Genomic DNA, 14,219 nt, shown 5'->3' with positions numbered 1-14,219 from the left:
ATGAAATCGTTGTAAAACGGAGAAGGGTATCAATTTTTTCCATTGATACCCATCGCCAACATATTGCTGAATTACTGTTTTGGTTTTACAAGGAAGTAGCCGGTCATTTCTTGGTGTAGTGCAGAACAGAAGTTTGTGCAATAAAGTGGGTAGGTTCCTGCTTTATTTGCGACAAATTCCATCGTGTTGGTTTGTCCTGGCTGAACTTCCATGTTTAAGTTATAGCTGTTGATGGCAAATCCGTGGGTAATATCCTCATCGAAATCAATATTTGTCAGATGAATCGTAACGTGATCTCCTTCATTTACTTCGATTACATCAGGACGTTTTGCTTTGGCATCAAAGATGAATTTCGAACGCATCGCGATACCATATACATCGACTTTGTTACCATTCCGAACGATTTTTGTATCGCTCTGCTTGTAAACAGCCTCTTTATTCTTTGGGTCCTTCGGATAGACTTCAATTGTTTTGATTTTATCCGCTTTAATCATTTGGGCATAGTGTGGTTCCGGGTTAACTGGTGCAGATTGGATGATCTTCATCTTTCCGCTGATATCAATTAACTGCATGGATTCAGGATGAGAAGGTCCAACGGATAAATAGCTGTCCTTCGCAATCTTATTTAATGCAATGATATATTTTCCATCTGGTGCAACCGTATCACCTTCTGCGGCAACAGAATGTCCTGGAGAATATTGAACAGGGACACGATCTAAAGTTTCACCTGTTTTTGGATCCCATTTCACGATTTCTGAAGAAATGAACATGGTGGTATAGGCCATGCCTTTGTCATCAAATTGAGTGTGCAGTGGTCCTAAGGCATTTTCAGGGTTAACTTCTCTTTCCATCACAGATTTGTAATTAAGGACTGGAATACCATTTCGTTCACCAGCGAAGTCTTTGTTTGCGACAGCTTTAAACGCTTTTTCAAATGAGAAGACAGTCATGGTTGGTGCTAATTTCCCAGAAGCAATAAAGTGCTTGCCGTCTGGTGTAACATCGACACCATGTGGTGATTTAGCGACTGGAATTAAATAAATGCCGCCTTTTTGCTTTTCAGGGAAAATCATTTTCTGACCGCCCACATTTTCGTACTTGCCTTCCTTGACCATTTTCTCGAGCTCTTTCCAGTTGAATAGAACAATATAGTCACGGTCGGCTTGTGAAGCATTAATTTCAAGATTAGTAGTTGATTCTTCGGTATTATAAGTCGTCATAACCGCCCAATCAGCTGATTCCCTTTTACCTGCATCAGAAAGGTCATAAGACCATGGTGGAAGGGCGACTTGGTAACCAATATTTAGTTTTTGTTTGTTTTCATCAAACGTGACAGCAGACATGACGCCGCGGTATTTTGTACTGTAATCATCAAGTGATTCGTACTTGTGTTGCAGCGGAACAGCGAAGCGAGTCGGCAGGAACATATACTCGGTATTTTCAGTAACGAAGGCCGCACAGTGTGGTCCGCTTGTATTTGGAACGTTAATAATGTCTTTCACAGTGAATGTTTTCAAATCCATCGCCGCCGCACGGCTGTTACCAACATCGGTCGCGAACATGTATTTACCGTCATAGTCACCATTTGTTTCTGAGAAGGCCGGGTGATGAAGGTCACCCCATGTATAACCGCCCATTAATTTCTTCGAGTGTTCATCAAAACCATACCCTGTAGCCGAATCCTGCGAGAAGACCGGAACCGTTCGAATATGACGCATCGATGGAACTCCATAAATAAACATTTGACCGGAGTGGCCGCCGGAAGCAAATAGGTAATAATCATCTTTTTGGCCGAATGGAACATATACTTTTTCAGCATCACTCTTTGTGCTTGACGCTGCTTGCGTTTCTGTCTTTGCTGAGAAATCAGCAAACGAGATCGTTGCTGCGACAAACCCAGCTAAGAGACCCGATGCAATCGGAATCCATTTTTTCATTATATACACCACCTTTTTTATTTTTCAGATGCTTGTTTCAGTAGATCTAATACTTGCTTGCGTTCTTCATCGGATAACGGATTTTTGCCAATCACGCCTGACATGACTGCAGAAGTAGGTGCTTTTAAGAATTCCTCAATCGGCTTGCCATGCTTGCCTTCTACGTTTGCAAATGCTTGGGAAAGGTCTGGCCCAACTGCTCCACCTGTAATATTTAGAGATTCAACACTGTGGCAGCCAAGGCAGCCTTTTTTGTTAAGGATGTTATCCTCGTTGGCAGAAACCGTCGTTGCTTCTTTTGAATCAGCTGTTGTTTCTTCTTTAGCAGCTGCTGTTTCTGTCGTTTCTTTCGTTTCAGTTTTTGCCACTTGAGGCTGTTTTTCGGAATCCCCCATGATCACGCCAAACACTAAGTAGCCTAATCCAAAGCCAAGTAATGTACAAATAACAAAACTAATAATGGCTTTTTTCATCTTTTTCCCTCCTTTTTTCTCAAATGAACACCTTCATCCTAAACGCTTCCATTGGAGAAAAATGTGACCTGCCGCACACTTTTTTTGTAGAATTTGAACGTTTTGTGAAAGGGCTTTGTATCAAGCGTTTTGAAAAAATGAACGTTTTGTGAAATTCGTCACTTCTTCAAGTGACGATGTTCTTTACAATATAAGGTAAGTGTTTAATCAACAAAGGATTTTTAAAAAGGGTGGTGAAAAGGATGATTCAAGTCGATTGTTTAAAAGATCCAAATCTAGCAATTTATCAACAGGTTGTCCAAACGGATTTACTTCGAAAAATTGTCATCTTTAAGGATTTATCGGAGAAGTCGCTAGCGATTATTGAAAAAAGAATTCATACGCTCGAGTTGAAAAAAGGGAAAAGATCATTTCTGAAGCGGAAGTGGCCAAGGGGGTTTATTTCATTCATTCTGGTGCAGTGAAGCTTACGAGGCAGGATGAACAGGGCAATGAAATTATTGTCTGTGTAAAGCAACAGGGGGATGTGTTTGCAGAGGCCTGTTTGTTTACAAAAAGGACAGAATACTACCCGGCAACTGCGACCATGCTCCAGGATGGAAAGATCCTATTTTTAGATAAATTGGAACTTGAGCGGGATTTATTCAGCCATCCAGAACTATCGATTCAAATGATCAGTTATATGAGTGATGCGCTCAGGGAAATGACTTCACAATTACGAGACGTTGCCCTGCTCGATGTGTATGCGAAGACAGTCAAGACATTAGAACGCCTAGGAAATAAATTTAATAATGGCCTGAACAGGTGGGATATCGAGATTCCCTTGACTATTCAGGAATTTGCCACGGTGGTCGGAACAACAAGGGAAAGTGTCAGCCGTGTTTTCTCGAAATTAAAAAAAGATGGAATCATCGAATTGAAATCACGGAAGATTATTATTCGAGATTGGTGTACGTTGTGTACGCTGCTGCACCGGGAATTTTAACAAACAATTTGTAGGAACGATCATAAAAGGAATGCTATGTTTCCAGTTAAGCCTGGAAAAATGGAGGAACGGTCATCATACGGTCCCAATGGTTCCCGTTAAGCCTGGAAAAATGGAAGAACGGTCATCATACGGTCCCAATGGTTCCCGTTAAGCCTGAAAAAATGGGAGAACGGTCATCATACGGCCTCTATGGTTCCCGTTACAACTAAAAAACCTATAGAACCGGCATCATACACGACGATGATAATCTGTAATCATCATGTGAGCCAGTGTATTTATTAAAACTATAAACGTTCTACTAAAAAGGAAAAAAGCCCTTCACTATGAGGGGCTTTCGATTACTTATCAAATTTATAGGTCCAAAACCGTTCATTATTAATCCACTTCATTACTTGCGGGTCTTGGTTTTTTAACTTCTCTTCCATCCCCATAAACATTTGCTCGGTTTGCGAACGGTGCGCCTGGATGGCGGCCATTTTTGTTTTGGCAACAGGGCTAATGTCATTAAGAATATCTGGTTCCCCGAGCTCATCAACACAATTGTTCGAGAATGCGACACAGTGTAAGGTTGGCCGTGCGGCTGGGCTCATTTTTCCAACGGCACGAATGACCGCCGCACCAGTGGCATCATGGTCAGGGTGGACCGAGTAGCCTGGATAAAACGTAATAATAAGAGAAGGATTAACTTCCTCAATCAAGGCCAACATTTGATTTGCGAGTTTCTCTTCATCTTCAAATTCAATCGTTTTGTCACGGAATCCGAGCATACGCAGGTCTTGAATGCCTAACACCCGCGCCGCTTCCTTCAATTCTTCTTTTCTAATCTTCGGCAGATTTTCACGATTGGTAAACGGGGGATTGCCCATGTTGCGTCCCATTTCACCTAACGTTAAACAGGCATAGGTAACAGGGGTTCCGTTCTGCACATGGGTGGCAATGGTGCCTGACACCCCAAATGCCTCATCATCAGGGTGAGGGAAAACGACCAATACTTGGCGTTCTTTTTCCATAAATCATTCTCCTTTCGGGCCTTGCATTCTTATTCAAAAGGGGTGCTGGAAATCTCCAAGGCAACCGCTAGCTTTCCATCATGGTCGTGACCGGCTAATAAGAGATGATTGTCCTCATCGATTTCATAATGAGTGATCCCTTCTGCGTAAATCCAGCCAAGCTGGATCTTCAACCCAACCCGAAATGGGCCATTCCCTGTTATTTTTCCTAATTCATAACGGACAAGGGCATTGCGGATAAATGCACCTGCTGAAAAGAAAGATTGATCGTTATGTGAGGCATAGGCACCGTTGGTCGTTTCAAGGTGAATGTAGACATCTTTATTAGCAAAGCTGTTAATGGCAGCTTGTGCACCTTTTACATCAATAAGTTCCAAAATATAACCTCCTTTCCCTTCCTTAATTGAGATTATGTCTAATGTCTATTTTAGTTAATAATGTAACTATCATACTAAAATTAGGTAAAAAATGCGAAACTGGTGCCTGACACCAAAAATGACCTCAAAAAAGAAGAGTCGATTAATTAATCAACTCTTCTTCACTATTCTTTATTCCACACAATCCTCGCAATACTCGGTTACAGCTTTTTCTGCACTGCGGTATGCCCCGTGCCAGGTTGGTCCTACATATTCATTAAGACGGAAACCTTGCTGGATAGCGGCTGTGATGAATTCTTTTGCAACATCGACAGCATCATAAACGGATTTTCCTTTTGCTAATTCCGCTGTAATCGCTGATGAGTAGGTGCAGCCCGCCCCGTGCGTGTAGGTGGTTTCAAACTTTTCCGACTCATAAAGCATAAATTCTTTTCCATCATATAGCAGGTCAACAGCTTTTTCTTCCGATTCTAGCTTGCTGCCGCCTTTAATCAACACGAACTTGGCGCCTTGTTCGTGGATTTCTTCTGCAGCTTCCTTCATTTCCGCCACGGTACGAGGTGTCTTCATTCCTGCCAGCTGTCCCGCTTCAAATAAATTAGGGGTCACCACTAGGGCACGCGGTAATAGAAACTCGCGCATCGCATCAGTGGTTTCTGGGTTTAAGACCTCATCTTCGCCTTTACAAACCATAACTGGGTCAATAACCACACGTTCAAGTTTGTTTTCATCGATTTTCCGAGCCGCTAATTCAATAATTTCTACTGTACCAAGCATGCCGGTTTTCATTGCATCGATCCCAACAGAAAGAATGGTTTCAAGCTGAGTCTCAAGCGTATCAACAGCAATTGGGAAAACGCTGTGGTGCCAATGGTTCTTTGGGTCCATTGTCACGATCGAAGTCACTGCCGTCATTCCATAAACGCCAAGTTCCTGAAAAGTCTTTAAGTCAGCTTGCAAACCCGCGCCGCCGCTTGTATCAGAACCAGCGATTGTCATTACTTTCTTGATTGTCATATGTACGTACTCCTCCTTTAATTTCTACTCTTAGTTATTATAGGACATTTTTAAAAATTTAACAGGAGTCACAATTTAATTAAAGAGTAGGGTCAGTTTGAGTCAATAGTTGACAATCCAATGACAAATACGTCCATAGTCCTATTTGCACTCATTTCTAGTGACAATTGTTACTTTCGATTAACGGTAGCGGAAGTACGATAATAGTAAAAATGTAAGAAAACATGAAGAAATGAAGTATTCCTGATGAGGAGGGAAAGCAATGAACCGTAAAGGTTGCCCTGATGAATATCCTATCTCCTTGCTGATTAACGGTTACGAAATCGCTGTTTTTCAACTAACCAAATACAACCTAGACGATTGGATATATGGATATTTGTTTTCTGAAGGATTCATTCAGGATGCAAATGAAATTGATTCAATTGTAATCAATGAGGAACTAAGCACGATTAATGTGAAGCTCCTTACAAATTTTGACGAGGAGCAGTTCTTTTCAAAAAAGAAACATTATACAGCGGGCTGCGGCCGTGGGGTCACGTTTTTTTCGATGACAGATGTGAAGAATTTTACGAAAGTAACCTCAAAAGGTAGCTATCAATTAAGCTATCTGTTAAAAAAGCGAAGTGAATTCGCTCAAAGATCAGAGTTATATCTTGAAACCGGCGGCATGCATGGTGCTTGTATTGTGGATGAAGACGGTAGTATCACCATTCGTGAGGATATAGGCAGACACAATGCTGTCGATAAAATAATTGGTTACGCTATCAAAAATCACTTGCAGCCCGAGCGGTTAATGTTATTAACAACCGGCAGGGTTTCCTATGAAATGCTCTCCAAAGCTGCAAAGTTTGGCTTTCCTGTAGTTGGTTCGCGCACGGCGGCCACAAAGCAGGCCGTACAGCTGGCTAAATACTTAAATCTTGAGGTGGTTGGCTATTTACGAGGAAAGATGGCGACGATTTATACCACAGCAGGCAGAGTCATTAACGATATCACAAGCGAGTTAGATGATATGAGAAGCATTGAAGGGGGGAATTAACAACCAGTCAATGATCACAAGAAGAAATAGGGATATTCTAAACAATTTGGGGAAGGAGAATGATGATGGTTGAATTGAACCTAAATAGACGGCAATTTTTAAAGCTGTCAGGCGCCACTGCTGCCACATTAGCGGTTGTTGAATTAGGCTTTAACGAGAACAAAGTCTATGCGAAGTCAAAGGACTTTAAAATTGCCAAAGCTACTGTAACACCAACCATTTGCTGCTTTTGCGGTGTAGGATGCGGGATCCTTGTTCACACCAAAAATAATACCGTGGTTTATACGGAGGGGGATCCGGATAACCCGATTAACGAAGGAAAACTTTGTAGCAAAGGAACCACTTTAAGACAGCTTTACACCTCTGAAAAACGGATGACCAAACCACTTTATCGTGCCCCTGGCAGCAATAAGTGGGAAGAAAAAGATTGGGAATGGATGCTTGACACCATTGCTAAGCGTGCAAAAGATACCCGTGACCGTTCATTCGTGGTAAAAGAAGATGGATGGATCGTAAATAAAACCGAAAAAATTGCCAGCCTTGGCGGTGCGGCACTTGATAATGAAGAAACCTATTTAGTATCCAAATTAATGAGAGGGCTTGGTGTCACCTACTTAGAGCACCAGGCACGAATATGACATAGTTCTACGGTTGCCGGTCTGGCACCATCATTTGGTCGTGGCGCAATGACAAATCATTGGAACGACTTACAGCATACGGATTGTGCACTTATCATGGGCGCAAATCCTGCCGAAAATCATCCAATCAGCTTTAGATGGCTGACAAAAGCGAAAGAAAACGGCGGAAAAATTATTAGCGTCGACCCGCGCTATACTCGTACCTCTGCGGTATCCGATATTTATGCTCCGCTGCGTTCCGGGACAGATATTGCCTTCATGGGCGGTATGATTAAATATGCAATCGATAACAATCTTTTCCATAAAGATTATGTTATTAACTATACAAATGCTTCCTTTATTGTGGCAGAAGGCTTTGATTTCAATGAGGGTCTTTTCTCAGGATATGACGAAGCCAAACGTACGTATGATAAAACAAAATGGACCATTGCAACAAATGAAGATGGAACGCCGAAAAAGGATCCAACCTTACAAAATCCACGCACTGTCTTCCAGTTAATGAAGAATCATTATTCACGTTATGATGTGGAAACCGTATCTGGAGTGACGGGTACACCTAAAAAAGATTTAGTAAATGTGTATAAGGCTTTCTGTGAAACAGGTAAGGTGGGCAAATCAGGAACAATACTTTACGCCATGGGTACAACTCAGCACACAGTAGGTTCCCAGAACGTTCGTTCTTTCGCAATCATTCAGATGCTTCTAGGTAACATTGGCTTACCAGGCGGCGGAATCAATGCGATGCGTGGGGAATCCAATGTACAAGGCTCGACGGACTTTGGTTTATTATGGGATAACCTCACAGGATATCTTGGCGTTCCAAAAGCAACCGTACCAGAGCATATTGACCTTGCAGGCTATTTGGCAAAAGAAACACCTCCAACTGGTTTCTGGAGCAACAAACCAAAATTCCTTGTTAGCTTATTGAAAGCTTGGTACGGCGACAGCGCAACAAAGAATAACGAGTTCGGTTATCACTTCTTACCAAAGGGCAACAAAAACTACTCTCACATTAACTTATTCAAAGCGATGTACAACAATGAACTAGAGGGTGCCTTCCTTTGGGGAACAAACCCTGTGGTCGGGGGACCAAATGCAGGGAGGGAAAAAGAGGCGCTTGGCAACTTGAAATGGCTCGTCGCGGTTGACCTTTGGGAAACTGAAACAGCCGCCTTCTGGAAAGAAGAAGCGGGCAGTGAACCGTCGAAGATTAACACAGAGGTATTCCTGCTTCCGGCATCTGCTTCTTTTGAAAAAGAAGGAAGTATTTCTAACAGCTCCCGCTGGATGCAATATCGTTGGAAAGCTATTGATTCAAGAGGCGAAGCACGACCTGACCTTGATATTATCCATGAACTGGCGCTAAAACTGAAAAAGCTATATGCAAATAGTCCAAAACCTGAGGATCAACCATTCTTAGCACTTACATGGAACTGTGGAAAAGAAGAGGCACCAGATCTTGATTTAATCGCAAAAGAAATTAACGGCTATGACCTAAAAACGGGTAAACTGCTTCCTGGTTTTGGTGCCTTATTAGAAGACGGATCCACTTCAAGCGGAAACTGGATTTATTCCGGCTTTTATCCGGAAGAGGGGAAAAATTTATCCAAGCGCCGTGATAATAAAGATACAGGCAATGCCAACTTCCTAAACTGGTCATTTGCTTGGCCGATGAACCGCCGAATTCTTTACAACCGTGCCTCTGCCGATCCAAGCGGTAAGCCATGGAGCAAGAAAAAAGCTGTTATTTGGTGGGATGAAACTGCGAAGTCTTGGGTTGGTAACGATGTTCCTGACTTTAAAGCGATTCTTTCCCCAAGCGAACCAGGCGGTAAGGGCGCCTTCATGATGAATAAGGATGGCGTCGGGTTATTATTTGCCCCAACGATGAATGATGGTCCATTCCCTGAACACTATGAGCCATTTGAAAGCCCTGTACCAAATGCGTTCTCATCGGTGGAATTGAACCCAGCTGTGGTCATTAATGATGGCGACTTTAATAAAAAAGGCTTTAAAGCTGACTTCCCGATTGTTGCGACGACGTACCGTGTCGAAGCACACTGGCAGTCAGGTTCGATGACTCGTAACCAAGAGTGGCTTTCCGAAATTGCCCGCTATATGTTTGTTGAAATAAGTGAAGAGCTGGCCAAGGAAAAAGGCATAAAAAATAAAGACAAAGTGATCGTTACTTCCGCACGCGGTGAAATCACAGCCTATGCCATGGTGACAAAACGCTATAAACCATTTACCGTTAGAGGCAAAAAAGTGCATCAATTAGGGATGCCTTGGAATTTTGGATTTAAAGGATATGCCAAAGGAGATATTGCAAACCGCCTGACTCCACATATTGGAGATGCCAACACAATGATTCCAGAATATAAAGCATTCCTTTGTGATATAAGGAGGGCTGACTAATGGCTGAATTTGTAAAATATGTTGACGTAACCAAATGTGATGGCTGTAAGGCATGTATGGTAGCTTGTAAAAACTGGAACGACCTTCCTGCCGAAGTAACGGATTTCCAAGGAAGTGTACAGTCCCATCCTAAAACAAGTGCCGATACATGGAATGTGCTGCAGTATATTGAACATGAAAATGGCAAAGGTGATTTAGAATACCTGTTCCGCCATTCCTCATGTATGCATTGTAAGGAAGCTGCATGTGAAAAGGTTTGTCCGGAAAATGCCATTAGTTATTCTAAATTTGGCTCTGTTGTCATTGATCAGGATAAGTGCGTAGGCTGTGGCTATTGCGTCGAAAACTGCCCGTTTGAAGTTATTTCTCTAAAGACGTACAAGGACAAAAATGGAAAAGAGTACAGAAAATCACAAAAATGCACGATGTGTACGGATCGTCTGGAAGAAGGCTTACAGCCTGCTTGTGTAACAACCTGTCACACAGATGCAATGCAGTTTGGTAAAAAAGACGAAATGCTGGCAAAGGCACAAAAGCGGTTAGCTCAAATTAAAGACCGATTCCCTAATGCGAATATTTATAATCCACAAGGTGTGGGCGGTACGCACACGATTTATGTGCTGGCTGAAAAACCAAGCGTCTATGGACTTCCAGAATCACCTAAGGTACCAACTTCAGCTGTCCTTTGGAAAGATTATGCACAGCCAATCGGAAAAGCAATGATTGGGGCGACAACGATGGCGGTTGTTGGGGCTTTTATCACCAACAGCATTCTTAGTAAAAGAAGTAATCATGACGAAGATGGAGGTGGCAGCCATGAGTAAAAAGCATCCGAAGGCTAATGTAAAAGTACGGCGTTTTTCAAAAGCATTTGTTTGGGCGCATGGTGTTAACGCTATTTCCTTCTTTGCTCTATACATTACTGCACTGCCGATGTACACGGAGTTCTTTGACTGGCTCTACCCAATTCTTGGTGGTCCGGCCAATGCCCGTTTGCTACACCGCATCTTTGCGGTAACATTCATGACTCCAACTTTTATTTGGGTTATCTTTGACTTCAAAGGCTTTAAACTTTGGACAAAAGAGCTCGTGACGTGGAAAAAACGCGACTGGCAATTCTTTACTGAATTTGTGAAAGAGCTATTCGGCTTTAATTTTAAACATATTAGACAATCATTCTTTAATGCCGGTGAAAAAATTAACTCGCTTATTCTAATCTTCACAGCGATTTTGATTATCGGTTCTGGTTTTCTCATGTGGTTCCCGCAGTTCTTTCCGCGAGCTGTCGTCCAATGGGGATACTTCCTGCATAATATCGGCTTTGGCTTAGCGATTGCGGTTATTGTCGGACACGTGTACCTAAGTGTTGTTCACAAAAATTCACGTCCTGGCTATACCGGTGTCGTCTCTGGTGAAGTTCCAGCTTGGTGGGCAAAAGAGCACTATCCAGACTGGTACGACGAAGAAGTCAAAAAAGGCAACTTCCCTAACCTAGACGATCCAAAGCATAAGAAAAATAAAGGCGCTTAAACGTCTTAATATAATATAAGTTGTGTAAAAGCTCATCTAACAGAACGTTGATAAAAGAAGGAGTGGCTGTCGCACCGAAGACAGCCATTTCTTTACTAAATGAAAGAGGTGTAGCATCAGATGATGAAGTCCGTCGTTTCAAAAGAATATCAGGATCTTCAAACCGAAATAGTTTTACTTCAAGATAAATGGAAGCAGCAACTTGATTCGGAATCAATTCACCTTAGCTTTGAAAAAGACGGCATGAAAGCAGGAATGCCTTTGGTCGCAAATGCGTCTCTTAATTTTGAAATTTCCCTATTCCTACAGTGTATAGAGGAAATAAATGACATTTTAATTAACCATGATCCTGAACTCGAGACGCAGCTCGAAGGGATTACCGGTCTGTTAACTGAAAAAACAGCCATCCGTTGGATGGAAGAGGCTTTTGCATTCCACCATCTATATTTTATTGAATTTGCCCGCGAGAACGAAGTGGATGACTGGATTCCACACTTCCTGGCAGAAACGGCGCTCCGCCCTTATTTACAAATGGCAGCAGAACACATCCAACCTGAAATTGACAGGGCCATCCCAGGTGCCGGCTGCCCTGCATGTGGTGAACCTGTTCGTTTAGCTGTAATTGAAGAAGATGGTAAAAAGATGATCCAATGCCCGCGCTGCTTCGCGCACTGGCATGCCAAACGACTCGAATGCGCACATTGCGGTAATGAAGACCATAAAAGAATGAAGTTCCTCACCATTGAAGGCGATGCTGTATCACAAATTCAAGTTTGCGAAGGTTGTAAGGGCTATATTAAAATTATTGATACACGCCAATATATTGAAAAGCCATCAGCTGCCTTACTGGATTTAAACTCGATCCATTTGGATTATGTGGCACAGGACAATGGCTATCAAGCTGTGGGCGGGGAAAGAGATATAAATTAAGAGGGTGAAGGGTTAATGAAGGCTGCCGCTATTATTTTATCTGGTGGAAAATCAAGCAGGATGGGCACCAATAAAGCCCTTCTAAAAATAAACAAGAAAACCAATATTGAGAGAATTGCAGATGCGCTTAGCCTGTCGTTTAATGATATAATTCTTGTAACCAATCATCCTGAAGAATATCAATTTTTAGGGGTAAAGATGGTCTCGGATCAGTATCCTGGTCAGGGACCTCTAGCAGGAGTACATGCAGGCTTGCTGTCTTCACCTTATGAGACGAATTTTATCGCAGCTTGTGATATGCCATTTGTTTCCGCTGAACTTGCCGAACTGCTTGTCAAAAAAAGTGGTGGATATGATGCCGTCATCCCTGTCATTAATGGAGTTCAGCACCCATTGTTTGCCGTCTTTCAAAAGAGGGTGGCGGACGTGGCAGCACAAAGTATTGAAGCGGGACAACTTCGGATGAAACATCTGCTAGATCGCTTAAATGTTCTGTATGTATCAGAAAAGGACCTTCAGGCATACAGCAGCATCGATTTAGAGCGAGTCTTTTTTAATATGAATCACCTAAATGAGTATGAAGACGCTAAAAAGTGGGCGAAAGATAGATAAGGGGGAAAAAGGGGACCATGCAATTTTTCAAAGTGAAAACAGTTGAAGAGACATTTGCCTTAATTGAGGAGAAGATTCCAGCGATCCGACAAACGGAGGTGCTGGGGCTGGAAGAGGCCCTCCACTATATCCTTGCGGAGCCAGTGATCGCAAAGGAAAATGTGCCAAGCTTTGATCGTTCAACTGTGGATGGATATGCCGTTCGTGCGAAGGATACGTATGGTTCCTCTGAATCCATGCCAGGTTTCCTGACAGTAACAGGGGAAGTGGAAATGGGTGAGGTTCCTACTGCAAAAGCTGGCCCAGGTAACGCGGTTTATGTGCCAACGGGCGGGATGCTTCCGGTTGGTAGTGACAGCGTTATCATGATTGAGCATTGTGAGGATGTCGACCAGCTTTTAAATACGTACAAGCAGGTTGCTCCTGGAGAAAATGTGATTCGTGCAGGTGAAGACATTAAAGAGGGTGAAACACTTTTAACAGCGGGAACGAAACTTCGTCCGCAGGAGTTAGGAGCACTCGCTTCTCTAGGTGTTGCTGCAGTAACCGTTTATCGAAAATTGAAGGTCGGTTATCTTTCATCGGGCGATGAAATTGTCCCGTATCAAACGGAAACCCTGGTTGAGGGGCAAATTCGCGATATCAACTTCTTGACGATTGCCGGTTTAGCCAGTGAATGGAATGTCGACGTCATCTACGGCGGAATTGTCCGTGATGATTATCAGGAATTTCAACAAAAGGCACGCGAACTGTATGAACAAGTGGACTGTTTAATCCTTTCCGGCGGAAGCTCGGTCGGCGCAAAGGATTATACAACGGAAGTCATCCAATCATTAGGAGACCCTGGCGTTTTTGTTCATGGGATCTCGATTAAGCCTGGGAAACCTACGATTCTAGCAATGGCAGATGGGAAGCCTGTCATTGGACTGCCAGGTCATCCCGCCTCTGCGATGATTATCTTCAAGCTGTTTGGTGAACGGATTTTACGTAAGCTAAAGGGCGAGGAGATTGAACGGAAACCAGAACGTATTTTTGCAAAGATCACCAAAAATATCCCTTCCTCAATGGGACGGTCTGATTATATTCGTGTCCGCTTGTTTGAAAAAGAGGGAGAATGGTGGGCTGAGCCGATTATTGGTAAATCCGGCTTAATCACAACTCTAGTAAAAAGTGATGGAATTGTTGAGATTAGTTCAGAAAAGGAAGGAATTTCACAGGGGGATTCTGTACCTGTGATTGCATCACGATAAGGG

14 protein-coding genes and 1 pseudogene are annotated in these 14,219 nt (G+C 42.8%); 10 read left to right on the top strand and 5 right to left on the bottom strand.

Annotated features, from left to right (window positions below; genetic code table 11):
* Positions 1 to 71 precede the first annotated feature (71 nt).
* A complete protein-coding gene (gene nosZ / locus FS608_RS14065; protein WP_144551817.1) occupies positions 72 to 1,937 on the bottom strand; it encodes a Sec-dependent nitrous-oxide reductase in 1,866 nt (621 codons plus the stop codon).
* 17 nt (positions 1,938 to 1,954) lie between these two features.
* Complete coding sequence (locus FS608_RS14060) at positions 1,955 to 2,410, bottom strand: c-type cytochrome (protein ID WP_144551813.1); 456 nt, start codon at positions 2,408 to 2,410, stop codon at positions 1,955 to 1,957.
* A 242-nt stretch (positions 2,411 to 2,652) separates the two neighbouring features.
* On the opposite strand from FS608_RS14060, the gene FS608_RS31265 reads away from it, so the two are divergent.
* Together FS608_RS31265 and FS608_RS14055 are read left to right on the top strand one after the other, a co-directional pair.
* Complete coding sequence (locus tag FS608_RS31265; protein WP_260871685.1) at positions 2,653 to 2,874, top strand: hypothetical protein; 222 nt, start codon at positions 2,653 to 2,655, stop codon at positions 2,872 to 2,874.
* Positions 2,835 to 3,395, top strand: coding sequence for a Crp/Fnr family transcriptional regulator (locus FS608_RS14055; RefSeq protein WP_260871684.1), 561 nt, complete (start codon positions 2,835 to 2,837; stop codon positions 3,393 to 3,395). The genes FS608_RS31265 and FS608_RS14055 overlap by 40 nt, the downstream gene beginning before the upstream one ends.
* A gap of 341 nt (positions 3,396 to 3,736) precedes the next feature.
* Here the strand turns inward: FS608_RS14055 and bshB2 are convergent, their stop codons facing one another.
* From bshB2 to pdxK, 3 genes are all read right to left on the bottom strand, one after another.
* Positions 3,737 to 4,408, bottom strand: a complete 672-nt coding sequence (gene bshB2, locus FS608_RS14050) for a bacillithiol biosynthesis deacetylase BshB2 (protein ID WP_144551810.1) — start codon at positions 4,406 to 4,408, stop codon at positions 3,737 to 3,739.
* A gap of 29 nt (positions 4,409 to 4,437) precedes the next feature.
* Positions 4,438 to 4,785, bottom strand: coding sequence for a YojF family protein (locus tag FS608_RS14045; protein WP_144551807.1), 348 nt, complete (start codon positions 4,783 to 4,785; stop codon positions 4,438 to 4,440).
* Between the two features lie 171 nt (positions 4,786 to 4,956).
* On the bottom strand, positions 4,957 to 5,802 hold the full coding sequence (gene pdxK / locus FS608_RS14040) for a pyridoxine/pyridoxal/pyridoxamine kinase (protein WP_144551804.1): 846 nt from the start codon (positions 5,800 to 5,802) through the stop codon (positions 4,957 to 4,959).
* Positions 5,803 to 6,064: 262 nt separating this feature from the next.
* Between pdxK and fdhD the strand changes: the two genes are divergently transcribed.
* The 8 genes and pseudogenes from fdhD to FS608_RS14005 all read left to right on the top strand — a co-directional run bounded on the left by fdhD (position 6,065) and on the right by FS608_RS14005 (position 14,216).
* Entirely contained in the window at positions 6,065 to 6,841 is a 777-nt protein-coding gene (gene fdhD / locus FS608_RS14035) for a formate dehydrogenase accessory sulfurtransferase FdhD (protein WP_144551801.1), read from the top strand.
* Positions 6,842 to 6,906: 65 nt separating this feature from the next.
* Complete coding sequence (locus FS608_RS31905; RefSeq protein ID WP_483861889.1) at positions 6,907 to 7,479, top strand: twin-arginine translocation signal domain-containing protein; 573 nt, start codon at positions 6,907 to 6,909, stop codon at positions 7,477 to 7,479.
* Between the two features lie 12 nt (positions 7,480 to 7,491).
* A pseudogene (fdnG, locus tag FS608_RS14030) lies at positions 7,492 to 9,894 on the top strand (formate dehydrogenase-N subunit alpha); the annotation flags it as partial.
* Positions 9,894 to 10,718 carry a 4Fe-4S dicluster domain-containing protein gene (locus FS608_RS14025; protein ID WP_144551798.1) on the top strand — a complete coding sequence of 275 codons (825 nt, stop codon included), beginning with the start codon at positions 9,894 to 9,896 and terminating at the stop codon, positions 10,716 to 10,718. The pseudogene fdnG and the gene FS608_RS14025, both read left to right, overlap by 1 nt.
* Positions 10,711 to 11,424, top strand: coding sequence for a formate dehydrogenase subunit gamma (locus FS608_RS14020; protein WP_144552159.1), 714 nt, complete (start codon positions 10,711 to 10,713; stop codon positions 11,422 to 11,424). The genes FS608_RS14025 and FS608_RS14020 overlap by 8 nt, the downstream gene beginning before the upstream one ends.
* Positions 11,425 to 11,544: 120 nt before the next feature.
* Positions 11,545 to 12,354 carry a formate dehydrogenase accessory protein FdhE gene (locus FS608_RS14015; RefSeq protein ID WP_144551795.1) on the top strand — a complete coding sequence of 270 codons (810 nt, stop codon included), beginning with the start codon at positions 11,545 to 11,547 and terminating at the stop codon, positions 12,352 to 12,354.
* A 15-nt stretch (positions 12,355 to 12,369) separates the two neighbouring features.
* The gene (gene mobA, locus FS608_RS14010) at positions 12,370 to 12,966 is read left to right on the top strand and encodes a molybdenum cofactor guanylyltransferase (protein ID WP_144551792.1); all 597 of its coding nucleotides are present in this window, start codon (positions 12,370 to 12,372) and stop codon (positions 12,964 to 12,966) included.
* 17 nt (positions 12,967 to 12,983) lie between these two features.
* The gene (locus FS608_RS14005) at positions 12,984 to 14,216 is read left to right on the top strand and encodes a molybdopterin molybdotransferase MoeA (RefSeq protein WP_144551789.1); all 1,233 of its coding nucleotides are present in this window, start codon (positions 12,984 to 12,986) and stop codon (positions 14,214 to 14,216) included.
* The last annotated feature ends 3 nt before the right edge of the window (positions 14,217 to 14,219 follow it).

Source organism: Bacillus sp. X1(2014), from assembly GCF_007678255.1.
This window is presented reverse-complemented; position numbering and strand designations above follow the sequence as displayed.